The 20,160-nt window shown below is 73.1% G+C and carries 17 protein-coding genes; 4 read left to right on the forward strand and 13 right to left on the reverse strand.

The window, feature by feature from the left end; translation table 11 throughout:
- The first annotated feature begins 79 nt into the window (after window positions 1-79).
- Window positions 80-982: a sucrase ferredoxin gene (locus ACFVYI_RS11815; RefSeq protein ID WP_387883742.1), complete on the forward strand. Its 903-nt coding sequence runs from the start codon at window positions 80-82 to the stop codon at window positions 980-982.
- A 45-nt stretch (window positions 983-1,027) separates the two neighbouring features.
- On the opposite strand, the gene ACFVYI_RS11820 is transcribed toward ACFVYI_RS11815, so the two are convergent.
- The 3 genes from ACFVYI_RS11820 to ACFVYI_RS11830 are packed head-to-tail and all read right to left on the reverse strand — an operon-like array spanning window position 1,028 to window position 3,838.
- Window positions 1,028-2,104 (reverse strand): ABC transporter substrate-binding protein, encoded by a 1,077-nt coding sequence (locus ACFVYI_RS11820; RefSeq protein ID WP_387883744.1) that lies wholly within the window; start codon window positions 2,102-2,104, stop codon window positions 1,028-1,030.
- Between the two features lie 38 nt (window positions 2,105-2,142).
- A complete protein-coding gene (locus ACFVYI_RS11825; protein ID WP_387883930.1) occupies window positions 2,143-3,000 on the reverse strand; it encodes an ABC transporter permease in 858 nt (285 codons plus the stop codon).
- Window positions 3,001-3,004: 4 nt separating this feature from the next.
- Entirely contained in the window at window positions 3,005-3,838 is an 834-nt protein-coding gene (locus tag ACFVYI_RS11830) for an ABC transporter ATP-binding protein (protein WP_387883746.1), read from the reverse strand.
- Between the two features lie 393 nt (window positions 3,839-4,231).
- Between ACFVYI_RS11830 and ACFVYI_RS11835 the strand changes: the two genes are divergently transcribed.
- On the forward strand, window positions 4,232-5,884 hold the full coding sequence (locus ACFVYI_RS11835) for an ATP-binding protein (protein WP_387883749.1): 1,653 nt from the start codon (window positions 4,232-4,234) through the stop codon (window positions 5,882-5,884).
- Window positions 5,884-6,573, forward strand: coding sequence for a response regulator (locus tag ACFVYI_RS11840; protein ID WP_360630137.1), 690 nt, complete (start codon window positions 5,884-5,886; stop codon window positions 6,571-6,573). Before ACFVYI_RS11835 ends, ACFVYI_RS11840 begins: the two co-directional genes overlap by 1 nt.
- Before the next feature lie 126 nt (window positions 6,574-6,699).
- Here the strand turns inward: ACFVYI_RS11840 and ACFVYI_RS11845 are convergent, their stop codons facing one another.
- The 6 genes from ACFVYI_RS11845 to ACFVYI_RS11870 form a co-directional block, all read right to left on the reverse strand.
- Window positions 6,700-8,370, reverse strand: a complete 1,671-nt coding sequence (locus tag ACFVYI_RS11845; RefSeq protein ID WP_387883752.1) for a cation acetate symporter — start codon at window positions 8,368-8,370, stop codon at window positions 6,700-6,702.
- Complete coding sequence (locus ACFVYI_RS11850) at window positions 8,367-8,765, reverse strand: DUF485 domain-containing protein (protein WP_387883754.1); 399 nt, start codon at window positions 8,763-8,765, stop codon at window positions 8,367-8,369. The genes ACFVYI_RS11845 and ACFVYI_RS11850 overlap by 4 nt, the downstream gene beginning before the upstream one ends.
- A gap of 277 nt (window positions 8,766-9,042) precedes the next feature.
- A complete protein-coding gene (locus ACFVYI_RS11855; RefSeq protein WP_387883757.1) occupies window positions 9,043-9,774 on the reverse strand; it encodes a response regulator in 732 nt (243 codons plus the stop codon).
- A complete protein-coding gene (locus tag ACFVYI_RS11860; RefSeq protein ID WP_387883758.1) occupies window positions 9,771-10,931 on the reverse strand; it encodes a sensor histidine kinase in 1,161 nt (386 codons plus the stop codon). The genes ACFVYI_RS11855 and ACFVYI_RS11860 overlap by 4 nt, the downstream gene beginning before the upstream one ends.
- 42 nt (window positions 10,932-10,973) lie before the next feature.
- Window positions 10,974-11,459 (reverse strand): DUF1453 domain-containing protein, encoded by a 486-nt coding sequence (locus tag ACFVYI_RS11865; protein ID WP_387883760.1) that lies wholly within the window; start codon window positions 11,457-11,459, stop codon window positions 10,974-10,976.
- Window positions 11,460-11,613: 154 nt separating this feature from the next.
- Window positions 11,614-13,725 (reverse strand): type IIA DNA topoisomerase subunit B, encoded by a 2,112-nt coding sequence (locus ACFVYI_RS11870; protein WP_387883762.1) that lies wholly within the window; start codon window positions 13,723-13,725, stop codon window positions 11,614-11,616.
- 538 nt (window positions 13,726-14,263) lie between these two features.
- On the opposite strand from ACFVYI_RS11870, the gene ACFVYI_RS11875 reads away from it, so the two are divergent.
- The gene (locus ACFVYI_RS11875) at window positions 14,264-14,497 is read left to right on the forward strand and encodes a hypothetical protein (RefSeq protein WP_387883763.1); all 234 of its coding nucleotides are present in this window, start codon (window positions 14,264-14,266) and stop codon (window positions 14,495-14,497) included.
- 228 nt (window positions 14,498-14,725) lie between these two features.
- On the opposite strand, the gene ACFVYI_RS11880 is transcribed toward ACFVYI_RS11875, so the two are convergent.
- From ACFVYI_RS11880 to ACFVYI_RS11895, 4 genes are all read right to left on the reverse strand, one after another.
- Window positions 14,726-15,556: a S1 family peptidase gene (locus tag ACFVYI_RS11880; protein WP_387883933.1), complete on the reverse strand. Its 831-nt coding sequence runs from the start codon at window positions 15,554-15,556 to the stop codon at window positions 14,726-14,728.
- A gap of 330 nt (window positions 15,557-15,886) precedes the next feature.
- Window positions 15,887-17,536 carry an RNA polymerase sigma factor gene (locus tag ACFVYI_RS11885; RefSeq protein ID WP_387883766.1) on the reverse strand — a complete coding sequence of 550 codons (1,650 nt, stop codon included), beginning with the start codon at window positions 17,534-17,536 and terminating at the stop codon, window positions 15,887-15,889.
- 564 nt (window positions 17,537-18,100) lie between these two features.
- On the reverse strand, window positions 18,101-18,979 hold the full coding sequence (locus ACFVYI_RS11890; protein WP_387883768.1) for a FadR/GntR family transcriptional regulator: 879 nt from the start codon (window positions 18,977-18,979) through the stop codon (window positions 18,101-18,103).
- A gap of 274 nt (window positions 18,980-19,253) precedes the next feature.
- Window positions 19,254-20,159, reverse strand: coding sequence for a hypothetical protein (locus ACFVYI_RS11895; protein ID WP_387883770.1), 906 nt, complete (start codon window positions 20,157-20,159; stop codon window positions 19,254-19,256).
- Window position 20,160 lies beyond the last annotated feature (1 nt).

Raw genomic sequence — 20,160 nt, forward strand, 5'->3', positions numbered from 1 at the left:
CGGGCGCGGAGGTGTCCGAGGGAGCCAAGCCGGTGCCAAGACCGCTGTCGCGGAAGGGGCCAAGGGTAGCCTTGCCTGCGTGAGCACCTGTGCGACGCTGTCGCGTGAACTGTTGGAGCCGCTGGCCGCCACGGCGGCCACCGCCACCACCTGGCTGCTGATCGAGCAGACCGGGCCGTGGGGGGTGAAGGCGCTCGCGGAGAGCCATCTCGACGCCGCGGTGGGGCGGGCCCTGGAGGCGGCCGCCGCCGGAACGGGCGTGCGGGTGGCGCTGATCCGGCGGCCGGGCCGGCACGCGGACTGTCTGCCGACCGCGCGGCACGAGGTGTTCGTGGCACACACCGTGCCGGGCCGCGGCTGGGTGCGCCGGGCGGACGTGGCGGATCCGGCGGAGCTGCTCGGGCTGGACTTCGGGGCGCTGGGGGCGGGTGAGCACGGCGGGTTCGGCGTGGAGCACGTCGGCGGACCGGTGGCCCTGGTGTGCACCAACGGCCGGCGGGACCGCTGCTGCGCGCTGCTGGGCCGACCGCTGGCGGCCCAGCTGGCCGCGGCCGGGCACAGCGAGGTGTGGGAGGTGACGCACCTGGGCGGGCACCGCTTCTCCCCCACCATGCTGGTGCTGCCGCACGGCTTCGCGTACGGGCGGCTGACGGCGGAGAGCGCCAAGGAAGTGCTGGCGGCGACGGCGGCCGGGCACATGGTGCCGGAGTGGTCGCGGGGCTGCTCGGGCTGGGAGCGGCCGGGCCAGGCGGCCGACCACGCGGTGCGGTTGGCCGTCGACGAGACCGAGGTGGACGCGCTGACCCTGACCCAGCGGTCCGCCGGCGCCGGGCGCTGGCTGGTGACCGTGCGGCACCGGGACGGCCGGGCCTGGGAGGTGGACGTGGTCGAGGGTGCGAGCGAGCCGGCCCGCCCGGAGAGCTGCGGCAAGGCGGCGGGCACGCCGTCGCGGATGGACGTGACGGCGGTCCGGGAGCTGTGACGGCCCCGCGCCCGTGGGGGTGGGCGCGGGACCGTCGGCGAGGGGTCAGCCGGTGGCGGCCTTGTCGACGAACTCGGTGGTGTAGGTGCGGGCGAGGTCGATGGAGCCCTCCTTGCCCTTGACGTCGGGGTGGAAGGCGGCGAGCACCGCGAGGACGGTCCTCGGTCCGTCGGCGGGCATCACCCCGTCCGCGGTGAACATCGGCAGGGTCGCCTTGATCGCCGCCGCGTACTGCTCGGCGCCGCCCTGCGCGTAGTCGGCGGGCATCTTCGCGGCGATCTCCTCGGGGCTGTGGGTGGACATCCACTTCAACGTCCTGACGAAGGCGTTGGCGAGCTTCTGGGTGGTGTCCTTGTTCTTCTCCACCCAGTCGGTGTTCATGTAGAGCGAGGACGAGGGGTAGAGCCCGCCGAGCGCGGCACGCGAACCCTCGGGGGTGCGCATGTCGTAGAGGATCTTGCCGAGGCCCTTGTCGAGGATGGTGGCCACGGTCGGGTCCGTGGTCATGCCGGCGTCGATGCTGCCCTGCTGGAGCGCGGCGATGAAGGTCTGGCCGGCGCCGACCGCGATCGGGCTGAACTCGCTCACCGCGGTGCCGTTCTTGACGGCGAGGTACTTGGTGAGGAAGTCGGTGGAGGAGCCGACGCTGGTGACCCCTAGCTTCCTGCCCTTGAAGTCGGCGCCGGAGGTGATGGCGCCGGCCTGCTTGGTGGAGACGATCTCGACCTCGCCCGGCGCCTGGGAGAACTGCACCACCGACTCGACGTTCTTGCCCTTGGCCTGGAGGTCGATGGTGTGGTCGTAGAAGCCGACCGCGCCCTGGACGTCCCCGGCGAGCAGCGCGGTGGTGGCGTTGACGCCGGCCGGCTCGCTCATCAGCTCGACGTTGACACCGGCCTCGGCGAAGAACCCGAGGCGCTGGGTGAGCATGGCGGGCAGGTAGATGACCTTGTCCAGGCCACCGACCATGATCTTGACCTTGGGGCCGTCGACCTTCTGCCCGGCCGGGGCGGCCCCGCTGTGGGACACCGAGGCGGCGTCGTTGGCACAGGCGGCGAGCGGGAACAGCAGGACGGCGGCGAGGGCGGCGGCGGCAGCTCTGCCGGTCGGGTTCGGACGCATGGGTGGGGGTGCCTCTCTGCTACGGAACGGGGTGGGGGTCAGCGGCCGTCGCCGGATTCGGCGGGCTTCCAGCGGAACAGCTTCTTCTCGGCGAAAGTCAGCAGGCCCTCGGTGAACAGCGCGACGACGGCGAGGATGGTCATCGCGGCGTACACGCCGGCCGCGTTGAAGGTGCCCTGGGCGGCGGCGACCAGCAGGCCGAGGCCCTTGGTGGCGCCGATGTACTCACCGACGATGGCGCCGATCAGTGCGAAGCCGAAGCTGACGTGGAGGCTGGTGAAGATCCAGGTGGTGGCGGCGGGGATGACCACCTGCAGGGTGACCCTGCGGTTGTCGGCGCCCAGGATGCGGGCGTTGGCGACCAGGTTGCGGTCGACCTCGCGGGCGCCCTGGAAGGCGTTGAAGAAGACCGGGAAGAACACCAGCACCACCGCCGAGGCCACCTTGGAGGCCGGGCCGAGGCCGAACCAGATCAGGAAGATCGGGGCCAGCACGATGCGCGGGATGGCGTTCAGCACCTTGATGTAGGGCCCGAACACATCGGCCAGGAAGCGGATCCGGCCCAGTGCGATGCCCAGCAGCACCCCGCCGGTGACGCCGATCACCCAGCCGGTGAGGGCCTCGTAGAGGGTGTAGCCGATCTGCTCGCCGAGCGAGCCCTGGGCCGTGCCGTGGGTGATCCACTGCCAGATCTGTGCCCAGATCCTCGACGGCTGGGAGAAGTTGAACGGGTCGATGACGTCCGTCCGGGCACACAGCTCCCAGAGCCCGAGGAAGGCCAGGAGCACCGCGACCCGGGCCCCGAAGATGCCCAACTTCCGCTTGCGGGCAGCCCGTTCACGGGCCTGCGTCCTGGTCTCGGTGGCCGCTTCGGGCTTTCCGGCGACGGCCGGCACGGTCTCAAGCGGCACGACCCGCTCCTCTCTCACGGGTGATGCGCACCTCTTCGCCGAGCGAAGCCCAGATCTCGCGGTACAACTCGACGAACCTCGGCTCCAGCCGGACGGCCTCCACGGTGCGCGGGCGGGGCAGGTCGACGGTGAAGATCTCCTTGACGGTGGCCGGGCCGGCCGTCATCACCACGACCCGGTCGGCCAGCGCGATCGCCTCGTCCAGGTCGTGGGTCACGAAGACCACGGACGAGCCCGTACCGGCCCACAACTCCAGCAGCTGGTCGGACATCAGGGCACGGGTCTGCACGTCCAGCGCCGAGAACGGCTCGTCCATCAGCAGGATCCTGGGGTCGTTGACGAAGGTCTGGGCGAGCGCGACGCGCTTGCGCATGCCGCCGGACAGCTGGTGCGGGTAGCGGTCCTCGAACGCGCCGAGGCCCACCCGGGCCAGCCAGTCGCGGGCCCGCTCCCGGGCCTCGGCGGCCGGGACACCGCGAAAGCGCGGGCCGGCCGTGACATTGGACAGCACGGTGCGCCAGGGGAAGACGGCGTCCTGCTGGAACACGAAGCCGACCTGCGGGTCGATTCCGTCGACCGGCTCGCCGTACACCCGGACCTCGCCCTCGGTGGGCTCCTCCAGGCCGCTGACCAGGGTCAGCGTGGTGGACTTGCCGCAGCCCGTGGGCCCGACGACGGCGACGAACTCGCCCTCGGCGACGGTCAGGTCGAGGTCGCGGACGGCGGTGTGCAGGGCCCCGGACGGGGTGCGGAAGCGCTTGGTGGCGCCGGTCAACTCGATCGCCGGGGCCGGCGCCGGCCCGGTCGCCGGGGTTGTGCTCATGAGACCTCCCGGGTTTCGTCTGTGCTTGCCCCGGGAGGCTAGGAGCGGCGGGGCTGGCGGCGGGAGGCTTCTCGGCGAACTGCGGGTTCTCCGCGTTGAGGGCTGTTCTGCTCGTTTTGCTTCGGCTACAACAACGGGGGCACGGCTGACAGAAACACCTCGGAAACATAGGGTGCGCCGACCGCTGCCCCGTCACCCCGCCCGATTCCGTCCGAGCCGACCCGATCCACCTCGCCCCCGCCCTGATCCCGCCCCGACCCGCCCCGACGTCTTCGCCGCCCGGCCGACCCCCGCCCGTGCCCGTCGGCTCCGGCCGTCGGCCCCCGTCGACCCGCCCCGTCGACCCACCCCGTCGGCCCCGGCCGGGCGGCCGCCCCCCGAGAGGAGGCCCGGATGAAGCACCCCCACTGGCCCCGCCGGGTCTTCGCCCAGCTGCTGCTGAGCCAGACCGTGGTGACCGTCGGCGTCACGGTCGTCACCGCCGGCCTGTTCCTGGCCCCGGTCAGCTCCGAGCTGGACCACGACGCGATGCAGCGCGCGCTGTCGATCGCCCAGGCCACCGCCAGCGACGAGGTGATCGCCCGGGCCGCCGACGCCCGCGACGCCGCCACCGCGCAGCGCAACGCCGAGCAGATCCGCACGGCCACCGGCGCCAGCTTCGTCGTGGTCACCGACCTGGACGGCATCCGGCTCTCGCACACCGATCCGGGCCGGATCGGCCAGCGGGTCTCCACCGACCCCGAACCGGCCCTCAGCGGGCGCAGCGTCACCGCCATCCAGGAGGGCACCCTGGGCCGCACCGCGCGCGGCAAGGTACCGCTGCGGGTCGCCGACGGGCGGATCGTCGGCGAGGTCTCGGTGGGCATCAGCGACGACTCGATCCGGCGGCGGCTGTTGAAGATGCTCACCGGCATCCTGCTCTGTGCGGGCGCCGGCCTGGCCGCGGGCACCGTCGCCACGCTGGCGCTGGCCCGCCGGCTGAAGCGCCGCACCCACAACATCGCGCTGGCCGACATCTCGGCGCTGCTGGTGGAGCGGGAGGCGATGCTGCACGGAATCCGCGAGGGCATGGTGGCCCTGGACGAGCGCGGCCGGATCCGGCTGGCCAACGACGAGGCGGTGCGCCTGCTGGGCCTGCCCGAGGAGTGCGCCGGCCGGCCGATCGACGAGGTGCTGCCACCGGGCCGGCTGGCCGACGTGCTGACCGGGCGGATCACCGGCACCGACCTGCCGGCCGTCCGGGACGACCGGGTGCTGGTGGTGAACCGGATGGCGACGGCCGAGGGCGGCGCGGTGGTGACCCTGCGCGACCGCACCGAGCTGGAGTCCCTGGTCCGCGAGCTCGACACCACCCGTAGCCTCACCGAGGCCCTGCGGGCCCAGGACCACGAGCACGCCAACCGGCTGCACACCCTCCTCGGGCTGCTGGAGCTCGGCCGGCACGAGCAGGCGGTGGCGTTCATCTCCGAGCAGTCGGGTTCGCACGCGGCGGTCGCCGCCCGGATCGCCGAGCAGGTGCAGGACCCGCACGTCGCGGCGCTCCTGGCCGGCAAGGCGGCGGTGGCGGGCGAGCGCGGGGTCCGGCTGGCGGTCGCCCCGGCGGCGCACCTGCCGGACGCGGTGGTGGACGCCAGGACGCTGGTCACCGTGCTCGGCAACCTGATCGACAACGCCGTCGACGCGGTCGCCCCGGGCGGCGGCCAGGTGGCGGTGACCCTGGCGGCGGCCGGCTCGACCCTGCTGGTCGAGGTCGCGGACAGCGGCCCGGGCGTGCCGACAGGCCTGCGCGAGCAGGTCTTCGAGGAGGGGTGGACCAGCAAGGAGGCGCCCGCGCACCGGCCGCGCGGGCTGGGGCTGGCGATGGTGCGGCGGCTGGTCGAACGGACCGGCGGCCGGATCGTGCTGGACACCGGGCCGCTCGGCGGTGCCCGGTTCACCGTCGAGCTGCCCGAGGCGCTGCACGGGGACGCCCCGGCCACGCCCGAGCTGCCCGCCCCGGCTCCACCCGCCGCCGCACTGCCCGCCGCACCACTCGTGGAGGCCTGATGATCGACGTACTCGTGGTGGACGACGACTTCCGGGTCGCCGACGTGCACGCCGCGTACGTGGCCAAGGTGCCCGGCTTCCGGGTCACCGGCACCGCGCACTCGGCCGGCGAGGCGCTGGCCGCGCTGGAGCGCCGCCCGGTGGACCTCCTGCTGCTCGACCAGCACCTGCCGGACGAGACCGGACTCGCCCTGGTGCGGCGCCTGCGCGAACGGCAGGTGGCCTGCGACGTGATGATGGTGACGGCCGCCCGGGACGTCTCCACGGTGCACGCCGCGATGCAGCACGGCGCCCTGCAGTACCTGGTCAAGCCGTTCACCTTCGCCGGGCTGCGGGAGAAGCTGGTCGCGTACGCGCAGCTGCGGCACGCGCTGGCCGGACCGGCCGCCCGCGAGGCCGGCCAGGACGAGGTGGACCGGCTCTTCGCCACCCTGCGCAGCACGGCGGCCCCGGCCCTCGCCCTGCCCAAGGGCCACTCGGCGCCCACCACCGACCTGGTGCTCGGGGTGCTGCGCCGCGCCGGACGGCCGCTCTCAGCCCAGGAGGTGGCGGACGCCACCGGGCTGAGCCGCTCCACCGCGCAGCGCTACCTCAAGCAGCTGGAGCGGGACAGCCGGCTGCGGCTCACCCTGCGGTACGGCGACACCGGTCGGCCCGAACACCGCTACGTCCTGGCCGTACGGGCCTGACGGCAGCCCCCGACCGGCGCGGCGGGCCGGCGCCGGAACCTCCGGAGGCCGGGTCCGGGCGGTCATGGCGGAACCCCGGCGGGTCCCAGGCCCGTCGGGGTTCCGGCTGTGGCGCGGGGCCGCGGCTCAGGCCGCGCCGGCGCCGGTGAGGGAGCGGACCTCCAGCTCGGCGTAGCGGTCCGGGTCGGTCTGCTCGGGCGAGGTGAGGGTGCCGATCCAGCCGGCCAGGAAGCCCAGCGGGATGGAGATGATGCCCGGGTTCTCCAGCGGGAACCAGTGGAAGTCCACCCCCGGGAAGAGCGCCACCTTGCTGCCGGAGACCACCGGCGAGAAGGTCACCAGCACGATCGCCGGAATCAGCCCGCCGTACACCGACCAGACCGCGCCGCGCGCCGTGAACCGCCGCCAGAACAGCGTGTAGAGCAGCACCGGCAGATTGGCCGAGGCCGCGACGGCGAAGGCCAGACCGACCAGGAAGGCGACGTTCAGCTGCTGCGCGAAGAGGCTGAGCGCGATCGCGACCGCCCCGATCCCCACCGCCGCGATCCGGGCGACGCCGACCTCCTCGCGCTCGGAGGCCTCCCGGCGGGCCCGCCGGGAGGCCGGGACACCGCCCCGCCGGCGGCGCGGGCGGCCCCGCCAGGCACCCGCCCAGATGTCGTGGGCGAAGGCGGCCGACGAGGCGAGCGTCAGCCCGGCGACCACGGCGAGGATGGTGGCGAAGGCGATCGCCGAGATCAGTGCGAACAGCACCACCCCGCCCGTGCTGCCGTTGCCGCCGCCGAGGACGAGGGCCAGCAGCGGGACGGCGGTGTTTCCGGCCGCGTTGGCGTGCCGGACCTCGGCCGAGCCGACCAGCGCGGTGGCGCCCAGGCCGAGCGCGATGGCCATCAGGTAGAAGCCGCCGACCAGCCCGATCGCCCACATCGTGGAGCGCCGGGCGGCCCGCGCGGTGGGCACGGTGTAGAAGCGGGAGAGGATGTGCGGCAGGCCCGCCGTGCCCAGCACCAGCGCGAGGCCGAGGCTGAAGAAGTCCAGCCGGCTGGTGAAGCTGGCCCCGTACTTGAGCCCCGGCTCCAGGTACCGCTGCCCGGCGCCGCTGTGCTGGGCGGCCTGCCGCATCAGCTCCGCGACGTCCCCGTGGAAGCGGACCATCAGCAGCACGGTGAGCAGCACCGAGCCCGCGATCAGCAGGAAGGCCTTGACGATCTGGATCCAGGTGGTGGCCCGCATTCCGCCGACCGTGACGTAGACGATCATCAGACCGCCCACCGCCACGATGGTCCAGGTCCGGGCCTGGCCGCTGCTGGTGCCCAGCAGCAGGGCGACCAGGCTGCCCGCGCCGACCATCTGGGCGACCAGGTAGAGCAGGGTGACGACGACGCTGGCACCGCCGGCCGCCGCCCGGACCTTGCGCCGCCGCAGCCGCAGCGCCAGCACGTCGGCGAGGGTGTACCGGCCGGCGTTGCGGACCAACTCGGCGACCAGCATCAGCACCACCAGCCAGGCGACCAGGAAGCCGATGCTGTAGAGCACGCCGTCGTAGCCGTACAGCGCGATCAGCCCGGCGACGCCGAGGAAGGAGGCGGCGGAGAGGTAGTCGCCGGAGAGCGCGAAGCCGTTCTGCAGCGGGGTGAAGTCACGGCCGCCGGCGTAGAAGTCCTCGGCGGCGCTGCCCCGGCGGCCCACCCAGAGGGTGATGCCCAGGGTGACCAGGACGATGACGGCGAAGAGCACGATGGCCAGGTCGTGGTGGTCGCCGGCCGGGGCGACGGGGGGCGGGGTCGCGGTCCTCATCGCAGCTGGTCCTGGGTGTCCCAGCGGAGCCCCAGCGCGGCCCGGTCCCGCTTGGTCCGGGCGTTGCGGGCGTAGAGCCAGGTGAGCACGAAGGTCGAGACGAACTGCAGCAGGCCCAGCACCCAGGCCACGTTGACCGGGCCCGCGACCGGGCTGCGCATCACCCCGGGAGCGGCGGCCTGGGCGGCGACGTACAGCAGGTACCAGCCGAGGAACGCCCCGCTGACGGGGAGGACGAAGGCCCGGTAGCTGCGCTTGATCTCCTGGAACGCCTCGCTGCCCTGGACGGCGCGGTAGACCTCGCTGCTGGTGTCGACGGCCGGCGGGGCCTCCACCGACGGCGCGGGCACCGACCGCACGGGCACCGGCTGGACGGGCGCCGGCGGCGCGGGCACCGGCGGGAGCGGCCGGGCGGGCGCCTCGGCCTCAGTCCGGGCCGGCGGCGGCGTCGGGGGCGCGGGCCGACCGGGTTGGGGGGCCGCGGCGGGAGCGGCCCACCAGTCGAATCGCTGCCCCTGTCCGGGTCTGCTCGTCTGCTGCTGTGGCACTGCTGCTCCTGGACCGGCGGGGCTCTGACCGAACCCATGATGGAGGCCCGCGGAGCCCGCCAACTCCCATTGCAGATACGTTCACTCGATGAGGTGATCGATCATCCGACAGACGCTCATCCGACTACTGCTGCGTACCGGTGATTCCGTGGCGGAAGGCGTAGGCGACCGCCTGGGCCCGGTCCCGGACCGCGGTTTTGGCGAACAGATTGTTGATGTGCGTCTTCACGGTGGCCGGGCTGACGAACAGCCGCCGGGCGATCTCGGTGTTGGAGAGGCCCTCCGCGATCAGGGCCAGCACCTCGGCCTCGCGGGCGGTCAGTCCGTCCGGCAGCTCCCCCGGCCGACCCGCTCCGGGCCCGGTCGCGCCGGGCCGGCCCGTGCCGCCGGGGGCCGCGCCCGGCTCGGTGGCCTGCGCCGCACCGTCCGCCAGCCGCTCCAGCAGGCGCAGTTGCACCTGCGGTGAGAGCCCGGCCGCCCCCGAGCGGACGTCCGCGACGGCCCGGGCGATCTCCTCGCCGCCCGCGTCCTTGGTGAGGTAGCCGCGCGCCCCGGCCTGCAGCGCGGGGAAGAGCGAGTCGTCGTCGGCGTAGGTGGTCAGCACGACAACCTCGGTCTCCGGGTGCGCCGCCCGGATCCGGCGGGTGGCCTCGACGCCGTCGCAGCGCGGCATCCGCAGGTCCATCAGGACGACGTCCGGGCGGTGCCGCTCGACCAGCGCGACGGCCTCCTCGCCGTCGGCGGCGGCGCCGACCACCTCGATGCCGGGCAGCAGGCCGAGCAGCATCACGATGCCCTCGCGCACCACCGTCTGGTCGTCCGCCACCAGCACCCTGGTCGGACTCGCCCCGTTCACGCCGGCACCCGCAGCAGCACGCGCCACCCTCCCTCGTCCGGGCCCGCCAGCAGGGTGCCGTCGAGCAGTTCCGCGCGTTCGCGCATCCCCAACAGACCGTACCCGCTGCCGCTGGCCGCCAGACCACCGGCCGACTCACCGCGCCCCGAGCGGGTGTTGCGCACCTCCAGCTCCACCGTGTCGGGCAGGTAGCGCAGTTCGAGCGTGCAGCGTGCGCCGGGGGCGTGTTTGCGCACATTGGTCAGCGCCTCCTGCGCTGTGCGCCGTACCGCGAGCCCCGCCTCGGCGGGGAGCGGACGCGGCGTCCCGGTGACGGAGAGCGCCACCCGGTCACGCCCGGTCAACTCCACCAGGAACTCGCCGACCGGGGTGAACTCCCCGCGCAGGGCGGAGAGCGCCTGCCGGGTCTCGGTCAGGCCGTCCAGCGCCATCCGCCGGGCGGCCACCACCCGTTCGCGGACCTGCTCCCGGTCGGTGCCCGCGTCCAGCATCAGCCGGGCCGCCTCCAGGTGGACGAGCTGCGCGGACAGGCTGTGCGCCAGGACGTCGTGGATCTCCCGGGCGATCCTGGCCCGTTCGGCGAGCGCCGCGCTCTCCGCCTCGGCGGCCCGCGCGGCCCGCTCCTGGGCCAGCAGCCGCCGGGCGGTGCCACGCGCCTCGGTGTCCAGTCGCAGCAGGTAACCGAGCAGGGCGAGCCCGCCGACCGTGGCCGCGATCGCCAGCCGGCTCTCCCAGCTGGCGGCCGTGTAGCAGCCGAAGGCGGCCACCGCCGTGGCCAGGGCGGGGCCGGCCGGCAGCCGGACCAGCGCGGTCACCGCCAGCCCGCCCCAGACGAAGTCCGCCAGCACGTACGCCCGCCCCCACTCGGCGAGCCAGGCTCCGCAGATCAGGGCGGCGGCGAGGAGGAGGGCGGGCCGCAGCAGCTGCGCCCGGCTGACCCGCAGGAAGGCCGCCGCCAGCAGGACCGCCGCGGCCAGCCCGGCGGCCGCCGCCACCGAGCCCCAGCCGGCGTACCCGCCGCGCGAGTACGTCCCCCAGACCACGGTGACGAGCAGCACCGTCCGGCCGATCAGCGTCAGGGCCCGCCGGGCCGGGCTCTCCGCGTCCCGCTCCAGGCCCTCGCGGGACGGCCAGCTGGTCCAGCTCCATCCGGACACGGGTGTCCCCCTCCTCGGCGTGCTCATGTGCGGGCCGGCCGCTCAGCCGGCCACGCCGGCGCGGTACGGGCTCTCCAGGCTCCGCGCCCTCCAGTTCACCACGACGGTCCGGACCACCAGCAGCGCGGCGAGGCCGAGCATGAACCCGCTGCCGCTCTGGTGGACGTGCAGCGCCGCACCGAGGCCGTACAGGCCGATCCGGACGGCGATCATGCCGGCCCAGGCCGCCGCGGTCGCCCTGGTGGCCCGGGTCCAGAGCGCGCCGTCCGCGCCGCGCCAGATCCGGACGGTCCAGCCCCAGACGCAGCCCATCGCCAGCACCACCAGCAGCGAGGTGGCGGTCAGCCCGATCGAGAGCGCCCGGTGGGCCCCGTCGACCAGGCCCGGATCACGCAGCGCGAGCACGGCGAGGACCAGCGGCAGCACCCAGAACCGGCGCTCGGTGTCGAGTCGCTGCGGGCGCAGTTGGCGGCGCACCACCAGGGCGACCACCACGATGATCACAAGGATGTTGACGAGGCCGGTCATCGGACTCTCCGTCCCGACAGGGGGTTCTGCTGACCTCTCCGACGCTACGGATCCGGCGCCGCCCGATGATCGGCGCCGGGGTGGACCGGGGGTGGACCGGCACGGCGCGGGCCCTCCACCCGAGGGTGGAGGGCCCGGCGGCGGAGCGGTGTGCTCAGGCGTCGATGCGGGAGCGGTCCAGGGTGGCCGCCGAGTCGACGATGAACTCCTTGCGGGGGGCGACGTCGTTGCCCATCAGCAGGTCGAAGATCTTCTCGGCCTGCTCCAGGTCGCCCAGGTTGATCCGGCGCAGCGTGCGGTGGCGCGGGTCCATGGTGGTCTCGGCCAGCTGGTCGGCGTCCATCTCGCCGAGACCCTTGTAGCGCTGGACCGGGTCCTTCCAGCGCATGCCCTTGCGCTGGAACTCCAGCAGGGTGGAGCGCAGCTCGGCGTCGGAGTAGGTGTAGTGGTACTTGTCCTGGCCGCGCTTGGGGCTCGTGAGCTCGATCCGGTGCAGCGGCGGCACGGCCGCGAAGACCCGGCCCTGCTCGACCATGGGCCGCATGTACCGCTGAAAGAGCGTCAGCAGCAGGCAGCGGATGTGCGAGCCGTCGACGTCGGCGTCGGCCATGAAGATGACCCGGCCGTAGCGGGCCTGGTCGATGTCGAAGGTGCGGCCCGAACCGGCCCCTATCACCTGGATGATCGCGGCGCACTCGGTGTTCTTGAGCATGTCGCTCACGGACGCCTTCTGCACGTTGAGGATCTTGCCGCGGATCGGCAGCAGCGCCTGGAACTCGGAGTTGCGGGCCAGCTTGGCGGTACCGAGGGCGGAGTCCCCCTCGACGATGAAGAGTTCGCTGCGCTCGACGTCGTCGCTGCGGCAGTCGGCCAGCTTGGCCGGCAGCGAGCTGGTCTCCAGCGCCGTCTTCCGGCGCTGGGCCTCCTTGTGCTGGCGGGCGGCGACCCGGGTGCGGGCGGCCGCGACGACCTTGTCCAGGACGGCCCTGGCCTGGACCTTCTCGTCCTTCTTGGCGGAGGTCAGGAAGGCCTTGAGCTCCTTGGCGACCACCGCGGCGACGATCCGGTTGGCGGCCGAGGTACCCAGCACCTCCTTGGTCTGGCCCTCGAACTGCGGCTCCGCGAGCCGGACGGTGACCACGGCGGTGAGGCCCTCCGTGGCGTCGTCCTTGGTGATGTCGTCCTCGGCGACGCGCAGCACCTTGGCGGTGCGCAGCGCCTCGTTGACGGTCTTGGCGAGCGAGCGCTCGAAGCCGGTGACGTGGGTGCCGCCCTTGGGGGTGGCGATGATGTTGACGAAGGAGCGCAGGGTGGTGTCGTAGCCGGCGCCCCAGCGCAGCGCGATGTCCACCCCGAGGGTGCGGGTGACCTCGGTGGGCGTCATGTGGCCCACCTCGTCCAGGACGGGGACGGTCTCCTTGAAGGTGCCCTCGCCGTGCAGCCGCAGGACGTCGCAGACCGGCTTGTCAGGCGCGAGGAACTCGCAGAACTCGGCGATGCCGCCGTCGAAGCGGAAGGTCGACTCCTCGACCTGGTCGCTCTCGGTCAGCCGCTCGTCACGGACGACGATGGTCAGGCCGGGGACGAGGAAGGCGGTCTGCCGGGCCCGGTTGTGCAGGTGCTCCAGGGAGAGCTTGGCGTCCTTGAGGAAGATCTGCCGGTCGGCCCAGTAGCGGATCCGGGTGCCGGTGCGGGTCTTCGGCGCCTTGCGAACCTTGCTGAGGCCGTTGGCCGGCTCGAAGGGGGCGTCCGGGCCGCCCTCGGTGAAGATGCCGGGGGTGCCCCGGCGGAAGCTGATCGCATGGGTGTGGCCGCTGCGGTCGACCTCCACGTCCAGTCGGGCCGAGAGGGCGTTGACGACGGACGCGCCGACGCCGTGCAGGCCGCCGGAGGCCGCGTAGGAGCCGCCGCCGAACTTGCCGCCGGCGTGCAGCTTGGTCATCACGACCTCGACACCGGAGAGCCCGGTCTTGGGCTCGACGTCCACCGGGATGCCGCGGCCGTTGTCGCGCACCTCCACCGAGGAGTCGTCGTGCAGGACGACGTCGATGCGGTCGCAGTGGCCGCCGAGGGCCTCGTCGACGGAGTTGTCGATGATCTCCCAGAGGCAGTGCATCAGGCCCCGGCTGTCGGTGGAGCCGATGTACATGCCGGGGCGCTTGCGGACCGCCTCCAGACCCTCCAGGACGAGCAGGTGCCGAGCGGTGTAGTTGGAGCCGTCGTCCCCGGCCAGCAGTGCGGACGGCACGGTTGTCTCGGCACTCACGCGGCACTCTCCTCGGTGAAGTTCTGTCTCATCGGTCACATCCGGGCACGAGCCGGAACGTCCGCCAGTGCAGCACACCGCACCGACAGCCGTTCCACCGCGTGCGCACGCCGCTCCGCTGGGTGCGCAGCACGGCGGGCCGGTCCCGCGCAGCTTGTACGCGCTGCGCGAACAAGCACCGCGCCGGATTCCGCGCACGGGAGCGCCATCTCCTCCCGGTACCAGCGGTCCTGGCGGATCGTGGGACCGGGCGCAGGCTCCGGAACTGCCGTTATGCAGGCTACCGGGGCCCAGGACGGGGCTTATGCTCCAACCCAGCAGAGGATTATGCTACGCGGACCTCGCACCCCGTCCCGATCGGGCGTTCGAGGGACAGGCGGATCCTGGGACTCGGTACGCATGAACCACCGGCCCCCGGGGCACGTCCTCATCAACACAGCAGAATCCTCAAAGAAGAAAAGCCACGAGCGGGAACGTTTTCGGCCTGGTTGGATGTTGACCCTGGTACGACAGCTCGTCGAGCTAGAGAAGAGGCGACGTGACTACTGTTCTGACCCCTGCGAGCCCGCTCACCGCGGCTGACCGCTGCGACCGCTGCGGCGCCCAGGCTTACCTGCGCGTCGTACTCGCCAGCGGCGGAGAGCTGCTCTTCTGCGCCCACCACGGCCGGAAGTTCGAGCCCGAGCTCAAGAAGATCGCCGTGGAGATACAGGACGAGAGCGGCCGGCTCAGCAACACCACCAACGCCACGGCCGCCGACGAAGAGCGCTGATACCGGGCGCCACAGCAGCAGCAGGCCACGAGCTGTGTCCGGGCGCGCACCACGCGCGACCGGTGAGCCGGGCGGCAGGTCCCCTTCGGGGGCCGGTCGCCCGGCTCTGCTGTTTCTTCGGCCGCGACTGCCGCCGTCGGTCGGACCGCGCCACACGTCCACCGCCCGGTCCGACCCGACGCACCGCCGCCGGATCGGACGACACCGCGTCAGAACGTGACCGCTCGACTACAGGGCGGAGCGTACCGCGTCGGAGACCGTGCCGATGCGGGTGTAGACGCCCGGGTGGGCCGCCTCCGCGCAGCCCGTGCCCCAGGACACCAGTCCGGCGAGCCGGCCGCCGACGACCAGCGGGCCGCCGCTGTCGCCCTGGCAGGCGTCCTTCCCGCCCTTCTCCTCACCGGCACAGACCATGCCCCGGGCGTCGAAGCGCCCGTCCGAGCCACCGGGGTAGGCCTGCGCACAGGTCTGGTCCGGGATGATCGCCACATCGACGCCACGGAGCGTGGGCGAGTAGTTGGCCGTGCCGGAGGTGTCCCCCCAGCCGTAGACCTGCGCCCGGTTGCCCGCGCGGTACGACTCCGTCTCCCCCTGGCCGACCAGGTCGATCACGGGCCGGACGCCCTGCGACTCGGAGAGGGTGAGCACCGCCACGTCGTTCATGTTGGCGGCGAAGGCGTAGTCGGGGTGGATCCAGACCGTCTGGACGGGCACCTCACGGCCGGCCGAGCCGCGCAGATCGTCCCTCCCGACCACGACCTTCAGCCCCGGCCGCTCCACCCGCTGGCCCTTGGACTCGTCGTAGAAGCAGTGTGCGGCCGTCACGACCTTGGTCGGGGTGACGAGCGCGCCGCCGCAGAACTGCCCCGAGCGGCCGTTGCCGAACTGCTGGCGACTGGCGACCGCCACCATCCACGGATGGTCGGCGGTGCTCGCGGCGGCGCCGCCGACGATCCGCCGTTGGGCCTGCGCCGGTGCGGCCGCCGGGCCGAACGCGACCAGCGTCACGGGCAGCGCCGCGAGCAGGCCCAGGACGGCGACCCGGCGGCGGAGGCGCACCGGCGAGGTGGCGGTCGCCGCTCGTCCGGGTGGCGAGGCGACGGTCGGCAGGTCCGCGCGATCCGGGTTGGGCAGCACCGTGTCTCCAGTTGGCTCGGCAGCAGGCAACCGGCACAGCGTAGGTGATCGACTACGGCCTGCGACCGGATCCCGCCGCACCGCCACCCGGACGAGGGACAACCGCCACCCGGACGCTGACGCACCCGGCCGCCGAGCGAGCGACCGGACGCGCGAGAAGGCCCGGAGCACAGGGCTCCGGGCCTTCTCACGATGCGGATCGCCGGACCCGACCGGACCGTTCGGTCCGGCGCAGGCCCCGCTGGTCGCGGATCAGTCCAGGTAGTCGCGCAGCACCTGGGAGCGCGACGGGTGGCGCAGCTTCGACATGGTCTTGGACTCGATCTGGCGGATGCGCTCACGGGTGACCCCGTACACCTTGCCGATCTCGTCCAGCGTCTTCGGCTGACCGTCCGTCAGGCCGAAGCGCATCGAGACGACGCCCGCCTCACGCTCGGACAGGGTGTCCAGCACCGAGTGCAGCTGCTCCTGGAGCAGGGTGAAGGACACCGCGTCGGCCGGCACGACCGCCTCGGAGTCCTCGATCAGGTCACCGAACTCGCTGTCGCCGTCCTCACCCAGCGGGGTGTGCAGCGAGATGGGCTCGCGGCCGTACTTCTGGACCTCGATGACCTTCTCCGGGGTCATGTCGAGTTCCTTGGCCAGCTCCTCCGGAGTGGGCTCGCGGCCCAGGTCCTGGAGCATCTGGCGCTGGACGCGGGCCAGCTTGTTGATGACCTCGACCATGTGCACCGGGATACGGATGGTGCGGGCCTGGTCGGCCATCGCGCGGGTGATCGCCTGGCGGATCCACCACGTGGCGTACGTGGAGAACTTGTAGCCCTTGGTGTAGTCGAACTTCTCGACCGCACGGATCAGACCGAGGTTGCCCTCCTGGATCAGGTCCAGGAAGAGCATGCCGCGGCCGGTGTAGCGCTTGGCCAGCGAGACGACCAGGCGGAGGTTGGCCTCCAGCAGGTGGTTCTTGGCGCGGCGGCCGTCCTCGGCGATGATCTCCAGCTCGCGCTTGAGCTTCGGAGCCAGCTTGTCGGCGGCCGAGAGCTTGTCCTCGGCGAACAGACCGGCCTCGATGCGCTTGGCGAGCTCGACCTCCTGCTCGGCGTTGAGCAGCGGGACCTTGCCGATCTGCTTCAGGTAGTCCTTGACCGGGTCGGCGGTGGCGCCGGCGACGGCGACCTGCTGGGCCGGAGCGTCGTCCTCGTCGTCGTCGGAGAGGACGAACCCCTGCGACTCCTCCTCGGGCTCCGCCTCCTCGCCCGCCTTGTCGCCGGGCAGCGCGGCGTCCTCGAGCAGCTCTTCCTCGCCGCCGAGCTCCTCGTCGCCCTTGCCCGTCTTGGTACCGGCGGTCTTCTTGGCGGCGGTCTTCTTGGCCGGCGCGGCGGTCTTCTTGGCGGCCGCCTTCTTCGCCGGGACGGCCTTCTTCGCCGCAGGCGCCTTCGCCTCGGCGGAGAGCGTGCCCGTCCCCTCGGTGGTGATCTCGGCGGACACCGTGCCGAGCGGGGCGGCGGCAGCCGCGACCGCCGGAGCGGAGATGGTGGCACCGGGCGCGATGCGCACGGGGGGCTTGGTCGGGGCCGCCGGAGCGGCCGGGTTCCGGGTGGTGACCGCCTTGGTGGCAGTGCGCTTGGTGGGGCTCTTGGCAGCGACGCTCTTGCGCTTGGCACCGGCCGGCTCGGCCGCGCTGACCATAAGGTCCACCCCCTCCTCAATCAGAACCTGGTTGAGGCTGCGCATGACGTTCTTCCACTTGGTGACCGGGATCTGGTCCGCCTCGAACGCCTGGCGCACGTCGTCACCGGCGATCTGCCCCTGGGCCTTGCCCCGCTCGATGAGCGCCAGCAGAGCCGCGGACTCGGCGATCTCGGGGGGAAGTGAACGGGATGTGCTGGCCGACACGAACAACCTCTCGGACGATGAGTGGACTCGAACCCGTACCGGCCGCCCGAGCGGGCGGGGAAGGAAATCGCGCATCGGACGCGCGGTGTCGATTCCGACCGACTCGGGCTTGAGGACTGGGTTTGCAGGACGGCAGCAGCGCCGCAGACCAACACAGCATTCTGACATGTTGGGGTATTCCGGAGCTGCTTCCGCTCAGGACACATCGCTGCTACTCGTCAAGTGTTACGCATGGCCTTCGTGTCGCGGGTCACACCACTCGGCGTCCGCGGCCCGGGGCCGGCTTCCATCATCCCTCACTCGCGGGAAAGCTCTTGGCATGGGCAGGACATTGCGGGCCCGCGGCTTCCGCGGGGCGTGACGATCCGGAAGATCACGACGGGTCGGCGGCGCGGCTGCGGAGGTCGAGGCGGCCGGGTGGCCGGGAGCGGCCGGGGCTCGCGGCTGCCCGCGGGCGGGGCGGCGGCCCGGCGGGGCCCGGCGGGCGCGAAGAAGCCCTCCGGCTGCGCCGTGCGGTGCAGCCGGAGGGCCGGGTGGTTCGCGGGGTCGCTCGGTCGCCGGGTGGGCGACTCAGTGCTCCCGAGGGGCGGGAACGGACGGCTCGATCTCGGGGTGGACGGTGAGCAGCGCCCGCACGGCGGCCTCGCCGGCGGTGCCGTCACCCGTGCCGAGGGCGTCCACCAGCCGGGCGTGCAGGCTGACCGAGGCCTCCGAGGGCCGCTCGCAGGCGGTGGCCGGGCCGCCGGACACCTGCAGCGCGCAGGAGACGATCCCGGAGAGGTGCTCCAGCATCCGGTTCCCCGCCATCTGCAGGACCAGGGCGTGCAGCTCGGCGTCGGCCCGCGAGAACGTGGAGAGGTCGGCCTGGGCGGAGGCGTGGCCCATGATCTCGATCAGCTCGACCAGCCGCTGCTGGACGTCCTCGCGGCCGTGGCCGGCGGCGAGGCGGGCGGCCAGCGGCTCGATCGCCCAGCGGAGCTCGAACAGCTCCCGGCGCTGCTCGTCGCGCTGCGGGCCGAAGGCGCGCCACTCGATGATGTCCGGGTCGAGCAGGTTCCAGTCGCCGACCGGGCGGACCCGGGTGCCGACGTTCGGCCGGGCGCTGACCAGGCCCTTGGCCTCCAGCACCCGCAGCGACTCGCGGACGACGGTGCGGGAGACCTCGAAACGCTGGCCGATCTCCTCGGGGACGAGCGGGCGGTCGGCGCCGAGGTCGCCCGAGACGATCATCTGACCGAGCTGCTGCACGAGCTGGCCGTGCAGGCCTCGGCCGCGACTGCTGGTGGTCTTGCGGCCGACCCGGGCCAGATCCGACTCGGCGCCCTCCCAGCGGGGCGCCGGCGGGGTCGGCCGGTCGGCGTACGAGAAGCGGTCCAGATCGCCGGCGCCGGGGATGGCACCTTCGGCGGAACGGGCGGGGGTCATGGTGGGGTGCGCAAGGGTACTCACAGGTCCTTTGTCGGCGATCGGCGGGCGCAGCTTGAGAATTCTCGTGAAAAGCACACGAAAGGGTGATCGACCGTGACTGGATAATTGACTTCTTATCAGGAAGAACCGCACATTACGGCCACTGCTGGTCGATCTTGGCGGACCGTCAGTGAAGGCCCCGGCCGCGCAAGGGCCTTCCGGTGCCCCTCCCGGCCTTCGGCGAGTCTTTCGACGACCTCCGACGGGAGCCCCGCAGGAGTGGCGCCAGGGCGCCTCCGGACACCCGTCCGTGGCCTCAGAGTGCCCGGCGCCGGGCCTGGACCAGCAGGGAGGCGAGCAGCAGCACGAACGCGGGCGCCGTCACCGCCGCCAGCAGCGCCGGGTCGGTCAGCACCGAACCGCTCTCCGCAACCCGGCGGTCCCCGCCATACACCCATCCGTACGCCCACTCGACGCCGGACTGGAACGGCAGCAACTCCGTCGCGCGGGCCGGCCAGGCCGTACCCGTCTGCCGCAACAGCAGTGCCACTCCGGACTCCAACAGCGGCGGCAGCGCGCAGAGCAGCAGCACCCCGGCGGCGGCGCTGCGGGTCAGCGAGGCCGTCAGCACCCCGGTCCAGCCCGCCACGACCACCAGCAGGACGAAGGCCAACAGGGCGGCCGGCGCACCGTGACCGACCACGAGCGCCGCCGGGGAGAACGCCCCCGGCAGGTCGGCGAGCCCGGTGAGACCGGCCGAGGACAGCGCCTCGGACACCTGACCCGACAGGGCGGCCGGGTCCGACCAGGCGGCCACCTCCACGCCGCCCGGCAGCGCGAAGTGCACGGCCACCGTGTCGACCAGCAGGGTGGCCAGCGCCAACAGCGCGGCCACCGGGCCGATCACCACCAGCTTGGCGAGCAGCAGCCGCACCCGGCGCAGGTACGACACCTGCGAGGCGGCCAGCCCCGGGTGCCGCACCTCGTGGCCGTAGGAGAGCGCGCCCAGCACGCCGGCGCCGAGCGCCGCGAACGGCAGCGGGATCAGCGGCACGGTCGCCGTCAGCAGCCGCACTCCCGCCGACCCGGCCAGCGGGCCGGCGGGAGTCTGGGCGGCCAGCACCGCGGCCACCACGGCGTCGCAGAGCAGCACGGCGGCGAGGAGCAGCCAGGTGGAGCGGAGGCCGCGCAGCCGGCGCAGCTCGTAGGCCAGTACACGCACG

It is taken from the genome of Kitasatospora sp. NPDC058218 (assembly GCF_042882445.1).
GTDB lineage: Bacteria > Actinomycetota > Actinomycetes > Streptomycetales > Streptomycetaceae > Kitasatospora.